Origin of the sequence: Nocardioides currus (genome assembly GCF_003057875.1) — a bacterium.
Classification (GTDB): Bacteria; Actinomycetota; Actinomycetes; order Propionibacteriales; family Nocardioidaceae; genus Nocardioides; species Nocardioides currus.
This window is the reverse complement of the sequence record NZ_PYXZ01000007.1, coordinates 18,025-31,586: the sequence shown is the minus strand read 5'-3', so window position 1 is coordinate 31,586 and position 13,562 is coordinate 18,025. Positions and strand designations below refer to the sequence as shown.

Here is a 13,562-nt window from a genome sequence, read left to right as displayed (position 1 = left end):
CGCGGCGCCCGCCCGGTATGCCGAGTCGGCGTGAACGCAGTGCCGAGTCGGCGTGAACGCAGTGCCGAGTCGGCGTGAACGCAGTGCCGAGTCGGCGTGAACGCAGTGCCGAGTCGGCGTGAACGCAGTGCCGAGTCGGCGTGAACCAGTCAACTGGCGCCGACTCGGCGGGTGGTTGGCGCCGACTCGGCGGGTGGTTGGCGCCGACTCGGCGGGTGGAGACTCAGTGCTGGTAGGTGCCGTGCAGGATCGCGCGCCCCAGCGTCTTGAAGGCGAGGTTGAAGGCGACCACGGCGTTGGAGGCGTCGGCGTCGACGCCGAGCGACTCCTCCTTCACCGCGTGCACGACGAAGAAGTAGCGGTGGGGGTGGTCGCCCTCCGGGGGAGCGGCACCCATGAAGCCGGCCTCGCCGCCGTCGTTGCGCACGTGGAACGCGGAGCCGGGCAACGTGCCGGAGGCGGCTCCGGTCGCGAGCGAGGTGACGTCGGCGGGGATGTCGACCAGGTCCCAGTGCCAGAAGCCCGACGGGGTCGGGGCGTCCGGGTCGAAGCAGGTGACGACGAAGGACTTCGTGCCCTCCGGCGCACCGCTCCACGACAGCTGCGGCGAGGTGTTGCCGGCCGCGGCCACCTGGTCGTCCTTGAGCGGCTGGCCGTCGGTGACGTCCGAGCTGGTCACCGTGAAGGACTCCGTGGCGGGGAGGTAGTCGTAGGGGTTGGGGGCGATGGGTCGTTCGATGCTCATGCCTACGAACCTAGGCGGGCGGTCAACAGAACTGGGCAAAGTTTCGGGCAAACCCCGGTGCCGTGCGGTGGGCGCGCCCTACCTTCTGCGGAGTCGACCGAGGAGCACCCATGCACCGCACCACGACCCGGCGCGCCGGCGTCTGGATCACCCTGTCCCTGCTGGTGTCCGGGCTGTCGGTGGCGAGCGCGTCCTCGTCGACCGCCGCCGACCCGCGGATCGACCTCCCGCGTCCCGCTCACGGTGCCGCCGCACTGCGGCTCGTCGAGGGGCGGATCGACGACGCGGCAGCGGTCAACGGCATCAGTGCGGAACGGCTGTCCGGCCTGCTCCGCGAGGACTCCACGACCTGGCTCGACCGTGACGGGGCGCTGTTCTTCAAGGAGCCGGTCCTCGATGCTCCTCAGCCTCCCGAGGACGACCCGGTGGCGCAGGCGCCGCTCGCCGAGACGTTCCAGCTGCACAGCCTGCCGGGAGCGCGGCAGACGATCTTCCTCGACTTCGACGGCGCGCAGGCGAGCGCCACCGGGTGGCACGCGTCGTACCCCGGCGTGCCCGTGACGCAGCCGGCGTGGGACCCGGCCGGCAACGGCCCCTCCTTCACCGACGCCGAGCTCGCCCAGGTCCAGACCGTGTGGAAGATCGTGGCCGAGGACTACGCGCCCTTCGACGTCGACGTCACCACCGCCGACCCGGGACCCGAGGCGATCAACCGGTCGTCGGCCGCCGACCTGCAGTACGGCTCGCACGTCGTCGTCACCCCGAGCGTCGCGACCCAGGACGCGATCTGCCCGGGGGGCTGCGGCGGCGTCGCCTACATCAACGTCTTCGGCCGCATCCAGACGTCCACCGGTGCGGGCGGCGACGGCTACGGCTACCGCCAGCCCGCCTGGGTCTTCTCGCACATGCTGAGCGAGTCGGCCAAGAGCGTCGGCGAGGCGGCCAGCCACGAGGCCGGCCACAACCTGAACCTCGGCCACGACGCCAACACCAGCTCGAGCTACGAGCCCGGCCACAACGCCTGGGCCCCCATCATGGGCGTCGGCTACTACCGTCCGATCAGCCAGTGGAGCCAGGGCAGCTACCCCGACGCCGACAACCAGGAGGACGACGTCGCGATCATCGGCGGCATCATCGGGCTGCGGACCGACGAGACGCCCGGCACGATCGCCGGCGCCGGGATCGTTCCGTCCGGCACCGCCTACATCACCGGCCGCGGCGACGTCGACACCTTCCTCCTCGGCTCCTGCAGCGGGACGGTCGGTGTCACCGCGACCGCTGCGGAGCTCGCCAACCTCGACATCCGGCTCTCGCTCCTCAACTCGGCCGGCGTCGAGGTCGTCGCGGCCAATCCCGCGTCGGGGATGTCGAGCGCCAGTGTCGCCACCGGCATGAGCGCCTCCGTGTCGTACGGCGCAGCGCCAGGCGTCTACTACGCGTCGGTCGACGGCGTGGGCAACGGTCCGTGGAGCACCGGCTACGACGACTACGGCTCGCTCGGCGCCTACACCCTGGCCGCGACCGGGTGCGTGGCACCGAGGCCGACGACCACCACCCTGACCTCCACGCTGGTCGACCGCGTGGCGCAGCTGAGCGCCACGGTCACCGCGACGGCCGGTGCACCGATCGGCACGGTCGAGTTCCGCGACTCCGGCGTCCTCGTCGGCACCGGCAGCGTCTCGCCCGGGTCGCCGACCGCGACGATGACGACCGCGTCCCTGCCCAACGGCGTGCACGACTTCCGCGCCCGCTTCGTGCCCGCCAGCCTCGTCGAGTTCGCCGGCTCGGAGTCCGCGGTCTCGAGCCTCACGGTCGCGCCGGCCACCACCACGACGGGCCTGGACGCCTCGGCCGTCGGGCAGACCGTCACGCTCGTCGCACCGGTGGTCGCCACCTCCGGCGACCCTGCCGGCGTGGTGCAGTTCCGCGATGGTGCGACCGTGGTGGGGACCTCCGGGGTCGGGGGCGGGTCCTCGGCGCTGGTCCTGACCGGGGTCGCAGCCGGGACGCACTCCTACACCGCGACCTTCACCCCGGCGGACCCGCAACTCTTCACCGCCTCCGCGTCGCCGGCCCGGGTGGTGACCGTCGCGGCGCCCGCCGTGACCACCCCGCCGCCGGCCGTCCGGGCGGCCTCGACGACCCGCATCAGCGCCCCGAAGAAGGCCCCGGCGGGCAGCCGCCCGAAGGTCACCATCACAGTCACCCGCGGCACGGCACCGGTCACCGGCCAGGTCATCGTCACCGTCGGCGCCAAGAAGAAGCTGATGACGCTGGGCACGACGGGCGTGATCTCGCTCAAGGTGCCCAGGCTGCGCGGCAGCAAGCTGAAGATCTCGGCCGTCTTCACCGGCACCGCCCTCGTGGCCCCGTCCACCGCCAGCCGCACGATCACGGTGAAGAAGCGTCGCTGACGTCCGCGACGGGGGACGTGGACGGAGGGACCCGGCGGATCGGGGAGGATGGTCGCCATGAGCGACGCCACGCCCTACCTCTCCGGCCTGATCCTCGCCGACCGCAAGGTCGTCGTGGTCGGTGGCGGTCACGTCGCCCAGCGCCGCGTGCCGGCCCTGATCGCCGCCGGGGCACGGGTCAGCGTCGTGTCGCCCGAGGTCACGCCCGCCCTCGAGGGCATGGCCGCCGAGGTCACCCTGGTCCTGCGCGAGTTCACCGAGTCCGATCTCGACGGCGCGTGGTACGTCGTGGCGGCCACCGACGACACCGAGGCCAACGAGCGGGTCAGCCGGGCCGCCGAGGCGCGCCACGTCTTCTGCGTCCGCAGCGACGACGCCCCGCGCGGATCCGCGTGGACCCCGGCCACCGGCCGGCACGGCACGGTCACGGTCGGCGTGCTGGGCAACCGTGAGCCGATGAAGTCGGCCGCGTTGCGCGACGACATCCTGACGGCCCTGCGTGACGGCCAGCTCAGTGCGCTCGACGCGCACGACCGCACGCCCGGCGTCGTCCTGGTCGGCGGCGGACCCGGCGACCCCGACCTCGTCACGGTCGCCGCACGGCACGCGATCGCCTCGGCCGACGTCGTGGTGGCCGACCGTCTTGCTCCCCGCGAGCTGCTCGACGCGCTGCCGCACGGCGTCGAGCTGATCGACGTCACGAAGCTCCCGCGCGGTCGCTTCGCCTCGCAGGAGTTCATCAACGAGGTGATCGTGACCCGCGCGCTCGAGGGCAAGCGCGTCGTGCGCTTCAAGGGCGGCGACAACTTCGTCTTCGGACGCGGCTACGAGGAGGTCCTCGCCTGCTCCGCTGCCGGCGTCCCGGTGACCGTCATCCCGGGACTGTCGTCGGCCATCGCCGTACCTGCCCGAGCCGGGATCCCCGTCACCCATCGCGGTGTGGCGCACGAGTTCACCGTCATCTCCGGCCACCTGCCGCCCGGCCACCCCGACTCGCTGGTCGAGTGGGGAGCGCTGGCCCGCCTGCGCGGCACCCTGGTGATGCTGATGGCCGTCGAGAACGCGCCCGCCATCGCGGCGACGCTCGTCGCCGAGGGCCGCAGCGCCGACACCCCCGTTGCCGTGGTCGTCGAGGGGACGATGCCCGAGGAGCGCACGGTCCTCGCCACCCTGGGCACCCTCGCCGACGAGATCACCGCCCAGCAGGTGCGCCCGCCGGCGATCATCGTGGTCGGCGACGTCGTCGCCGTCGCCCATCCCGAGCACTACGCCGCACCCGTCGGGCAGGCGCGTGGCTGAGCTCCACCGGATCGACGACCCGGCCGACCCGCGGCTGGCCGACTTCCGCGACCTGCGTGACGTCGAGCTGCGCAAGCACCTCGAGTCCGAGCACGGGTTGTTCCTCGCCGAGGGCGAGAAGGTCGTACGCCGCGCGGCCGAGGCCGGCTTCGTCCCGCGCTCGCTGCTGATGGCCCCGCGCTGGGTCGACGGGCTGGGCGACGTGCTCGACGCGACGGACGCCCCGTGCTACGTGCTGGCCGAGGACCTCGCCGAGCAGGTGACCGGCTTCCACGTGCACCGCGGGGCGCTCGCGTCGTTCGAGCGCAAGCCGCTGCCCTCGGTCGCCGACGTGCTCGCCGGCGCCCGGTCCGTGCTGGTGCTGGAGGACATCGTCGACCACACCAACGTCGGCGCGATCTTCCGCTCCGGGGCGGCGCTGGGCTTCGACGCGGTGCTCCTCGCGCCGCGCTGCGGGGACCCGCTCTACCGCCGCGCGATCAAGGTCGGCATGGGGGCGGTCTTCACGATGCCCTGGACCCGCCTGCCCGACTGGTACGCCGCACTGCCGGCCCTGTCAGAGGCAGGCTTCACCACCGTCGCGCTGACGCTGGCCGACGACTCCACGCCGATCGAGTCGGCCGTCGCCGGGGTGGACCGGCTCGCCCTGGTCCTCGGGTCCGAGGGACACGGGCTCTCACCGCGGTGGGAGCAGTCGGCCGACCGTCGCGCGATCATCCCGATGCGCGAGGGGATCGACTCCCTGAACGTGGCCGCCGCGAGCGCGGTGGCGTGCTACATCGCGATGCACCGCTGAGGTTGGTCACCAGCAACCAACCAGCCCGTCCTTCCGACGACCGAGCGCCAGGGTTGCTAACCAGCAACCAACCGGCGCTGGCGGAACGCCTCCTCGAGCACGATCGAGCCGGCCGTGGCGGCGTTGAGCGAGCTCGCCGACCCGGCCATGGGGATCGAGACCAGCACGTCGCAGGCCTCCCGCCAACCGGCGGTCATCCCGGTCGTCTCGTTGCCGACGACCACGACGAGGGGTCCGGTCAGGTCGGCGTCGCGCACGTCGACGGAGCCGGTCTCGTCCGTGCCGACGACCCGGCAGCCGTGCTGCCGGGCCCACTCGACCACCGGCGCGTGGCCGGGCGCCCGGACGACGTCGAGGGCGAACAACGACCCGGTGCTGGAGCGCACGGCGCGCGGGTCGTAGGGATCGGCCGCGTGCCCGGTCACCACCAGGCTCGAAGCGCCGAAGGCGTCCGCCGAGCGGGCCAGGGTGCCGAGGTTGCCAGGCTGCGTGGGGCGGTCGAAGACGACGGTGACCCCGGCCGGGTCGAGGCGGGACAGGTCGTCGGCGGGCATCTCGACGATCGCGAGCAGCTCGCTGGGCTCGTCCTTCTCGCCGAGCTCGGCGACCAGCTCCGGGGCCATCACGACCTGCTCGGCCGGCGTCGACTTCCACAGGTCCCGGGCCCAGGACGAGAGCTTGGGCCGGCCGTCACTGATCAGGGTGCGGATGCGCCAGCCGTGCTCGACGGCCAGCGTGATCGGGCGGACGCCCTGGACCACGAGCTCGCCCTGCCGGTGCCGCTTGGTGCGGTTGTGCAGAAGCGCCTCCCACTGCTGGAAGCGCGCGTTGCGGGTGGTGACCTTGATCGTCACGACTCGCTCGTGACGCCGACCGGCCACTCGGGCGGGTAGTCGTCGACCAGCTTGTCGTGGGCCTTCTGGAGCTTCTTCAGCGCCTTGGTCGCGAGCCGGTCGCCGAACACGGTGCCGAACGTGTGGTCGGTCTCGTGCTGGAGACAGCGGGCCAGGAGCCCGGTGCCCTCGAAGTGCACCGGCTCGCCGTCGAGCCCGAAGCCGTCCACCGCCGCCCAGTCCGGGCGCGCGCACTCCACGAACGCCCCGGGGAACGACAGGCACCCCTCGTCGTCGGCGTCGAGGCGGCGGTCCTTGCCTTCCGGCAGCGTCAGCGTCGGGTTGCACACGACGCCGACCGTGTGGCGGCCGGTCTCGTCGGGGCAGTCGAAGACGAACATCGCCACGTCCTCGCCGATCTGGCAGGCGGCCAGGCCCACGCCGTCGGCGGCCCGCATGGTGGCGACCATGTCGGCGGCCAGGCGCGCGAGCGCTGCGTCGTACGACGTGACGAGGGCCTGCGGGCGGTGCATCACCGGCGTGCCCCACCGCGTCATCGGGCGGACGGTGCCGGGGTCGGGAAGCGGTCCGTGCGGGGCCAGTGGCGTGTCGGGCGTGTTGCTGTCAGGCATGGGGCGGATCCTAGTGACAGGCGCCACGAGCAATGTTGTGGCGTTGTGTGTAACTCAGAGTTACAGTTTTGGCATGTCCCTCATCACCGACACCTTCAAGCGAGGCAGCATGGGCGGCTCCGGCGACCGGCACGGCCTGGCGTCCGGGGAGAGCCGCGACCCGATCGGGCTGGCCATCGCCGGGCTCAACAAGCTGGCCCAGAGCGACCTCATCGACCGCGTCGGGTTGCGGCGCCAGACCGAGCGGCTGGTGTTCACCGCGACGCGCAGCGGGTTCCGCACCGCCACGGTGGCCGGTCGGCAGTTCGGGAAGGTCCAGCGCCGGTCCGCAGCAGGGCAGCGCCCGGTGGCGACGAGCGGCCCCCGGGGCGTCTTCGACCTGACGCCGACCGAGGACGAGCAGATGCTCGTCGACGTCGTCACCGACTACGCCACCGAGGTGGTGCGGCCCGCCGCGGCCGACGCGGACGAGGCCTGCGCCGCGCCCGACGCGGTGCTCGCCGCGGGGCAGGAGATCGGGCTGCCGATCCTCGGCCTGCCCGAGTCCTTGGGCGGGATCTCCGAGGAGCGCTCGGCCATGGCCGGCGCCCTCGTCGCCGAAGCGCTCGCGCGCGGCGACATGGGCCTCGCGGTGGCCGCCCTCGCTCCCGGCAGCGTCGCCACGGCGATCGGCCTGTGGGGCACCGCGTCGCAGCAGGAGACCTACCTCCCCGCCTTCACCGGCGAGGACGCACCGGTCGCGGCGCTCGCGCTGACCGAGCCGACCGTGCTCTTCGACGTGCTCAGCCCCGCCACCACGGCGACCCGCGACGGCGACGGCTTCGTCCTCGAGGGCGTGAAGACCGCCGTCGTCCGTGGCGCCGAGGCCGAGCTCTTCGTCGTCGGCGCGCAGCTCGACGGGTCGCCCACGCTGTTCCTCGTCGAGTCGGGGACCGAGGGCCTGACCGTCGAGGGAGACCCGTCGATGGGCGTGCGGGCCGCGTCCCTCGCACGGCTCGAACTCACGGGGGTCCGGGTGCCGGCCGAGGCCGTGCTGGGCACGACCGACGGAGCGACGTACGCCGAGTGCGTGCGCCTCTCCCGTCTCGCCTGGTGCGCCCTCGCGGTCGGCACCGGCCAGGCCGTGCTCGACTACGTCACCGGCTACGTCAACGAGCGCGAGGCCTTCGGTGAGCCGATCAGCCACCGGCAGGCCGTCGCGTTCATGGTCGCCGACATCGCGATCGAGCTGCAGTCGATGCGGCTGCTGACCTACAAGGCGGCCTCGCGCGCCGCAGCGGGCAAGGACTTCGCCAGGGAGGTGGCCCTCGCCCGCCAGCTGTGCGCCAGCAAGGGCATGAAGATCGGCCTCGACGGCGTCCAGCTCCTCGGCGGACACGGCTTCGTCAAGGAACACCCCGTCGAACGGTGGTACCGCGACCTGCGGGCCGTCGGGATCATGGAAGGTTCGGTGCTCGTCTGATGAACCACCCCATTCGAATCCTCGCTTCGCTGCGGTCCGAACGGGGGCCCCGGCGATGATCAACCTCGAGACCCCCAAGAAGCACCGTGTGCTCGTCGACCAGGCCCACCAGGTCGCGATGAACATGCTGCGCCCGATCTCCCGCAAGTACGACCGTGCCGAGCACGAGTACCCCAAGGAGCTCGACATGCTGGCCGCGATGATCGACGGGCTGTCCGAGTCCGGGTCGTCCGAGGGTGCCGGCGCCGCGGGTGTACGCCGCGAGGAGGGCACCGACGAGGGGACCGTGAAGAACGGCGCCAACCTCGCCTCCGTCCTCTCCATCGCCGAGATGTGCTGGGGCGACACCGGCCTGCTCCTGTCGATGCCGCGCCAGGGGCTGGGCAACTCCGCCATCGCGTCGGTCGCCAACGAGGAGCAGCTCGAGCGGTTCGCCGGCACCTGGGCGGCGATGGCGATCACCGAGCCGGGCACGGGCTCCGACTCCGCGTCGATCTCCACGACCGCCCGGCTCGACGGCGACGAGTACGTCCTCAACGGCGAGAAGATCTACGTCACCTCGGGCGACCGGGCCGACTCCGTGGTCGTGTGGGCCACGCTCGACAAGTCGCTCGGCCGGGCCGCGATCAAGTCGTTCCTGGTCCGCAAGGGCAACCCCGGGATGAAGGTCGAGCGTCTCGAGCACAAGCTCGGCATCCGTGCGTCCGACACCGCCGCGATCACCTTCACCGACTGCCGGGTGCCGGCCGAGGACCTGCTCGGGTCACCCGAGATCGACGTCAAGCAGGGCTTCGCCGGAGCCATGGCGACCTTCGACAACACCCGACCGCTGGTTGCGGCCATGGCGGTGGGATGCGCCCGCGCCTCGCTCGACCTGACCCGCGACCTGCTCGCGCAGGCCGGCATCGAGGTCGACTACGACCGTCCGGCCCAGGTGCAGTCGGCGGCCGCAGCGAAGTTCCTGCAGATGGAGGCCGACTGGGAGGCCGCGCAGCTGCTGACCATGCAGGCCGCGTGGATGGCCGACAACCGCAAGCCCAACTCGCTCGAGGCCTCGATGGCCAAGGCGAAGGCGGGGCGGGTCGGCTCCGACATCACGCTCAGCTGCGTCGAGCTCGCCGGCTCGATCGGCTACAGCGAGACCGAGCTGCTGGAGAAGTGGTCGCGCGACTCCAAGATCCTCGACATCTTCGAGGGCACCCAGCAGATCCAGCTGCTGATCGTGGCCCGCCGACTCCTCGGCCTGACCAGCGCCGAGCTGCGCTGACGGGGGGCGCCCCTGCGTCTTCGGTTTCCCCGGCTAAGCGGGGAAGTTCGAACTTCCGGGTGTTTGCATGCCACGTGAAGTTCACATTTCCCCGCTTAGCCGGGGAAACCAGAGGCGCCGTACGCACGACGAAGCCCCTCCCGGACCTCCGGGAGGGGCTTCGTCTGTCGAGCAACGTGGACGGCGTCAGGCGGACTTGAAGGGGTCGTGCTGGGCAAGGACCTTGTCGAGGCGGGCGGCGTCGAGGCGGTGGACGACGGTGTTGTCGTCCTGCATGTCCCGCACGACCTTGGCGAGGGTGAAGGTCGAGGTGGTGAGGTAGAGGGTGCCGAGGGCCAGGAAGCCCTTGATCCACGGGTCGGCCTCCATGAAGTAGATCGCGACCAGCATCGCGAAGAGGGAGGCGCCGAAGGAGATGGCGGCCTGGGCGGCGAAGGCGGTGGTGTTCTTGGTGGCGGTGCTCGAGTTCGTCATGGCAGAAGCCTCGCCGGATCCGCGACGTGGGGGACCTGTCGCGCTACCCGAGCGTCCCTGAGTACACCGACTCAACCGTGACCAGTACGTTCGGGCCATGCCACCCAACAGCGACACCCCGGCACACATGAGTCCCGAGGAGTTCCGGCGCCAGGGCCACGCCGCCATCGACTGGATCGCCGACTACTGGGCCGGCCTGGACGACGTGCCGGTGCTGGCGCAGGTCGCGCCCGGCGACGTACGGCGCTCGCTGCCGACCGCGCCCCCGGAGGCGGGGGAGCCGTTCGACGCCCTGCTGGCCGACCTCGACGAGCTCGTCGTGCCGGGCCTGACGCACTGGCAGCACCCGCGGTTCTTCGCCTACTTCCCGGCCAACTCGTCCCCGGCGGCGATCCTCGGCGACCTGATCTCCAGCGGGATCGGCGCGCAGGGGATGATCTGGGCCACCAGCCCGGCCGTCACCGAGGTCGAGCAGGTCGTGGTCGACTGGCTCGCGCAGGCGCTCGGCCTGCCGGAGCAGTTCCGCCTCACCGACCACGGTCTCGGCGGTGGGGTCATCCAGGACACCGCCTCCACGGCGACCTTCACCGCGCTGCTGGCCGCCCTGCACCGCGCCAGCGGTGGTAGTGCCCGTGACACGGGCGTCGGGGCGACGAAGTGGGCGGTCTACGGCTCCTCGCAGGCCCACTCGTCGCTGGTGAAGGCCGCCATGATGGCGGGCCTCGGGTCGGAGTGCGTGCGGGCGATCGAGGTCGACCCGGCCACGCAGGCCATGGACGTGCGCGCCCTCGAGCTGCGGCTCGCGGACGACATCGACGACGGCTGGACCCCCGTCTTCGTCCAGGCAGCCGTGGGCACCACCTCGACGGGCGCGATCGACGACGTCCAGGCCATCGCGGAGGCGATCGACGGCACGAGCGCCTGGCTGCACGTCGACGCGGCCTGGGCGGGGGTGGCGGCCGTGTGCCCGGAGCACCGGGACCGGATCCTGGCCGGGGTGCACCTCGCCCACTCGATCGTCACCAACCCGCACAAGTGGATGCTGACCACCTTCGACTGCAGCGTGCTGTGGGTGCAGCAACGTGCCCACCTGACCGAGGCGCTGTCGATCACCCCCGAATACCTCCGCAACGCCGCCTCCGAGTCGGGCGCCGTCGTCGACTACCGCGACTGGCACCCGCAGCTGGGCCGCCGGTTCCGCGCGATGAAGCTGTGGGCGGTGCTGCGCACCTACGGCCTCGAGGGGCTGCGAGCGCACATCCGGTCCGGCGTCGACCTCGCGGCGTACGTCGAGGAGCTCGTCGCCGACGACGAGCGGTTCGAGCTCGTGACACCGCGCTCGCTGAGCCTGGTCGTCTTCCGCCACGTCGGTGGCGACGAGCCGACGCTCGCGGCCATGCACGCGCTCAACGCGAGCGGCGTCGCCTACCTCAGCCACACCGTCGTCGAGGGTCGGGCGGCGATGCGCGTCGCCGTCGGCAGCTGGCGCACCACGCGCGCCGACATCGACCGGACGTGGGCGGAGCTCCAGCGCGTTCTGTGACCATGGGGGCATGAAGCTGTACGCCGACACCGCTGGCCGCCGTACGTTCCAGGTCGTCGTCGACCTGCTCTTCGTCGTCTGGCTGGTGGCGTGGGTGTGGATCGGGCTCGCCGTCCACGACGGCACCACCGCCCTGGCCGCGCCCGGCCGCCAGACCGACGAGTCGGCGACCGCCATGGCCGGGCAGCTCCGCGACGCCGGGGGACGGCTCGACGACGTGCCCCTCATCGGCGACGAGGTCGCGACGCCGTTCGACAAGGCGGCCGACGCCTCCGACGGCCTGGCCGAGGCCGGCCGGTCGTCGGTGCGCGCCGTCGAGCGGCTCGCGCTCGTGCTCGGGCTGTCGATCGCGCTGATCCCGATCCTGGTGGTGACCGCGTTCTACCTGCCCGGTCGGGTGCGGTTCGTCCGGGAGGCCACGGCCGGGCTGAGGTTCATCGACTCCGCCGACGACCTCGACCTCTTCGCCCTGCGCGCCCTGACGAACCAGCCGATGCGGGTCCTGGCGCGCGTCAGCGAGGACCCGGCGGGAGACTGGCGGCGCCGCGACCCGGTGGTGGTCGCCCGGCTGGCCGAGCTGGAGCTGAAGGACGTGGGGCTGCGACCCCGCCGCATGCCGAGCGCGTAGGCGCGGCCGCGTAGGTTCTGGGGCGTGCGTTTCCTCCACGACGCGGCCCCGCCGCACGACCTGACCTACGACGACGTCTTCATGGTGCCCCGCCGCTCCGACATCGCGAGCCGCTACGACGTCGACCTCGCCACCGACGACGGCACCGGAGCCACGCTGCCGCTGGTCGTGGCCAACATGACCGCCATCGCCGGCAAGCGGATGGCCGAGACCACCGCCCGCCGCGGGGCGCTCACCGTGATCCCGCAGGACATCCCGATCCCCGTCGTGGCCGACGTGGTGCGCTGGGTCAAGCAGCGCCACCACGTCTTCGACACCGCGATCGAGCTGCACCCCACCCAGACCGTCGCAGAGGCGCTCGCGCTGATGCCGAAGCGCTCGCACCGCGCCGCCGTGGTCGTCGACGCCGGGAAGCCCGTGGGCGTGGTCTCGGAGACCGACTGTGCCGAGGTGGACCGCTTCGCGCAGGTCGGCTCGGTGATGAACCGCGACCTCGTGCTCGTCGCCCGCGACGCCGACCCGCGGGCGGTCTTCGAGGCCATCGACACCGCGAAGGCGACGCTCGCCGTGGCGGTCTCGGCCACCGGTGAGCTGGTCGGCGTGCTCACGCGCCTCGGCGCCCTGCGTGCCACGCTCTACACCCCGGCGGTCGACGCCACCGGGGGCCTGCGGATCGCCGCAGCGGTCGGTGTCAACGGCGACGTCGCCGACAAGGCGGCCCGCCTGCTCGAGGCGGGCGTGGACACGCTCGTCGTCGACACCGCGCACGGGCACCAGGAGCGGATGATCAAGGCGCTGCGCGCCGTACGCGCCCTCGACCCGTCGGTCCCGATCGCCGCCGGCAACGTCGTCGACGCCGACGGCACCGACGCGCTCATCGACGCCGGCGCCGACATCGTCAAGGTCGGCGTCGGACCGGGCGCCATGTGCACCACGCGGATGATGACCGGTGTCGGCCGGCCGCAGTTCTCGGCCGTCCTGGAGTGCGCGGCCGCCGCCCGGGCGCGCGGCAAGCACGTGTGGGCCGACGGGGGAGTGCGGCACCCCCGCGACGTCGCCCTGGCCCTGGCCGCCGGCGCGAGCTCGGTCATGGTGGGCTCGTGGTTCGCCGGCACCCACGAGTCGCCGGGCGACCTGATGCACGACGCCGACGGGCGGGCCTTCAAGGTCAGCTTCGGCATGGCGTCGGCGCGCGCGGTCGCCAACCGCACCTCGACCGAGTCGGCCTTCGACCGGGCCCGCAAGGGGCTCTACGAGGAGGGGATCTCCTCGTCGCGGATGTACCTCGACCCGGCCCGCCCGGGCGTCGAGGACCTTATCGACCAGATCTGCTCGGGCCTGCGATCGTCGTGCACCTACGCCGGTGCCGCGTCGCTCGCCGAGTTCCACGACCGGGCCGTGGTGGGCGTGCAGTCCGCCGCCGGGTTCCACGAGGGGCGGCCGCTGAGCACGTCCTGGTGAGGACGTGC

The 13,562-nt window shown here is 72.4% G+C and carries 12 protein-coding genes; 8 read left to right on the top strand and 4 right to left on the bottom strand.

Annotated features, from left to right (window positions below; translation table 11 throughout):
• Positions 1-223 precede the first annotated feature (223 nt).
• The gene (locus C7S10_RS15375; RefSeq protein WP_108345333.1) at positions 224-745 is read right to left on the bottom strand and encodes a YbhB/YbcL family Raf kinase inhibitor-like protein; all 522 of its coding nucleotides are present in this window, start codon (positions 743-745) and stop codon (positions 224-226) included.
• Between the two features lie 110 nt (positions 746-855).
• On the opposite strand from C7S10_RS15375, the gene C7S10_RS15370 reads away from it, so the two are divergent.
• From C7S10_RS15370 to C7S10_RS15360, 3 genes are read left to right on the top strand one after another with little or no spacing between them, the layout of a single operon-like run.
• Entirely contained in the window at positions 856-3,159 is a 2,304-nt protein-coding gene (locus C7S10_RS15370; protein ID WP_108345332.1) for an Ig-like domain-containing protein, read from the top strand.
• Between the two features lie 57 nt (positions 3,160-3,216).
• Positions 3,217-4,458: a uroporphyrinogen-III C-methyltransferase gene (cobA, locus tag C7S10_RS15365; protein ID WP_108345566.1), complete on the top strand. Its 1,242-nt coding sequence runs from the start codon at positions 3,217-3,219 to the stop codon at positions 4,456-4,458.
• Positions 4,451-5,254, top strand: coding sequence for a TrmH family RNA methyltransferase (locus C7S10_RS15360; RefSeq protein WP_108345331.1), 804 nt, complete (start codon positions 4,451-4,453; stop codon positions 5,252-5,254). Before cobA ends, C7S10_RS15360 begins: the two co-directional genes overlap by 8 nt.
• Positions 5,255-5,310: 56 nt before the next feature.
• On the opposite strand, the gene C7S10_RS15355 is transcribed toward C7S10_RS15360, so the two are convergent.
• Both C7S10_RS15355 and def read right to left on the bottom strand, forming a co-directional pair.
• Positions 5,311-6,108 (bottom strand): TrmH family RNA methyltransferase, encoded by a 798-nt coding sequence (locus C7S10_RS15355; RefSeq protein WP_108345330.1) that lies wholly within the window; start codon positions 6,106-6,108, stop codon positions 5,311-5,313.
• Entirely contained in the window at positions 6,105-6,719 is a 615-nt protein-coding gene (gene def, locus C7S10_RS15350; protein ID WP_108345329.1) for a peptide deformylase, read from the bottom strand. Before def ends, C7S10_RS15355 begins: the two co-directional genes overlap by 4 nt.
• Before the next feature lie 73 nt (positions 6,720-6,792).
• Here def and C7S10_RS15345 point away from each other — a divergent pair, with 73 nt between their 5' ends.
• Both C7S10_RS15345 and C7S10_RS15340 read left to right on the top strand, forming a co-directional pair.
• On the top strand, positions 6,793-8,181 hold the full coding sequence (locus C7S10_RS15345; protein WP_108345328.1) for an acyl-CoA dehydrogenase family protein: 1,389 nt from the start codon (positions 6,793-6,795) through the stop codon (positions 8,179-8,181).
• Positions 8,182-8,236: 55 nt separating this feature from the next.
• The gene (locus C7S10_RS15340) at positions 8,237-9,448 is read left to right on the top strand and encodes an acyl-CoA dehydrogenase family protein (RefSeq protein ID WP_108345327.1); all 1,212 of its coding nucleotides are present in this window, start codon (positions 8,237-8,239) and stop codon (positions 9,446-9,448) included.
• Between the two features lie 186 nt (positions 9,449-9,634).
• On the opposite strand, the gene C7S10_RS15335 is transcribed toward C7S10_RS15340, so the two are convergent.
• Entirely contained in the window at positions 9,635-9,922 is a 288-nt protein-coding gene (locus C7S10_RS15335; RefSeq protein ID WP_108345326.1) for a YiaA/YiaB family inner membrane protein, read from the bottom strand.
• Positions 9,923-10,019: 97 nt separating this feature from the next.
• On the opposite strand from C7S10_RS15335, the gene C7S10_RS15330 reads away from it, so the two are divergent.
• The 3 genes from C7S10_RS15330 to C7S10_RS15320 all read left to right on the top strand — a co-directional run bounded on the left by C7S10_RS15330 (position 10,020) and on the right by C7S10_RS15320 (position 13,554).
• Positions 10,020-11,465 (top strand): pyridoxal phosphate-dependent decarboxylase family protein, encoded by a 1,446-nt coding sequence (locus C7S10_RS15330; protein ID WP_207769402.1) that lies wholly within the window; start codon positions 10,020-10,022, stop codon positions 11,463-11,465.
• A gap of 10 nt (positions 11,466-11,475) precedes the next feature.
• Positions 11,476-12,093, top strand: coding sequence for a hypothetical protein (locus tag C7S10_RS15325; RefSeq protein ID WP_108345324.1), 618 nt, complete (start codon positions 11,476-11,478; stop codon positions 12,091-12,093).
• An 81-nt stretch (positions 12,094-12,174) separates the two neighbouring features.
• A complete protein-coding gene (locus C7S10_RS15320; protein ID WP_480241881.1) occupies positions 12,175-13,554 on the top strand; it encodes a GuaB1 family IMP dehydrogenase-related protein in 1,380 nt (459 codons plus the stop codon).
• Positions 13,555-13,562: the final 8 nt, after the last annotated feature.

Bases quoted from the DNA above. Each gene is read 5' to 3' on its own strand.
- C7S10_RS15330 (WP_207769402.1), top strand. From the start codon at position 10,020: ATGCCACCCAACAGCGACACCCCGGCACACATGAGTCCCGAGGAGTTC.
- C7S10_RS15320 (WP_480241881.1), top strand. From the start codon at position 12,175: ATGGTGCCCCGCCGCTCCGACATCGCGAGCCGCTACGACGTCGACCTC.
- C7S10_RS15370 (WP_108345332.1), top strand. From the start codon at position 856: ATGCACCGCACCACGACCCGGCGCGCCGGCGTCTGGATCACCCTGTCC.
- C7S10_RS15375 (WP_108345333.1), bottom strand. From the start codon at position 745: ATGAGCATCGAACGACCCATCGCCCCCAACCCCTACGACTACCTCCCC.
- C7S10_RS15340 (WP_108345327.1), top strand. From the start codon at position 8,237: ATGATCAACCTCGAGACCCCCAAGAAGCACCGTGTGCTCGTCGACCAG.
- C7S10_RS15345 (WP_108345328.1), top strand. From the start codon at position 6,793: ATGTCCCTCATCACCGACACCTTCAAGCGAGGCAGCATGGGCGGCTCC.
- cobA (WP_108345566.1), top strand. From the start codon at position 3,217: ATGAGCGACGCCACGCCCTACCTCTCCGGCCTGATCCTCGCCGACCGC.
- C7S10_RS15325 (WP_108345324.1), top strand. From the start codon at position 11,476: ATGAAGCTGTACGCCGACACCGCTGGCCGCCGTACGTTCCAGGTCGTC.
- def (WP_108345329.1), bottom strand. From the start codon at position 6,719: ATGCCTGACAGCAACACGCCCGACACGCCACTGGCCCCGCACGGACCG.
- C7S10_RS15335 (WP_108345326.1), bottom strand. From the start codon at position 9,922: ATGACGAACTCGAGCACCGCCACCAAGAACACCACCGCCTTCGCCGCC.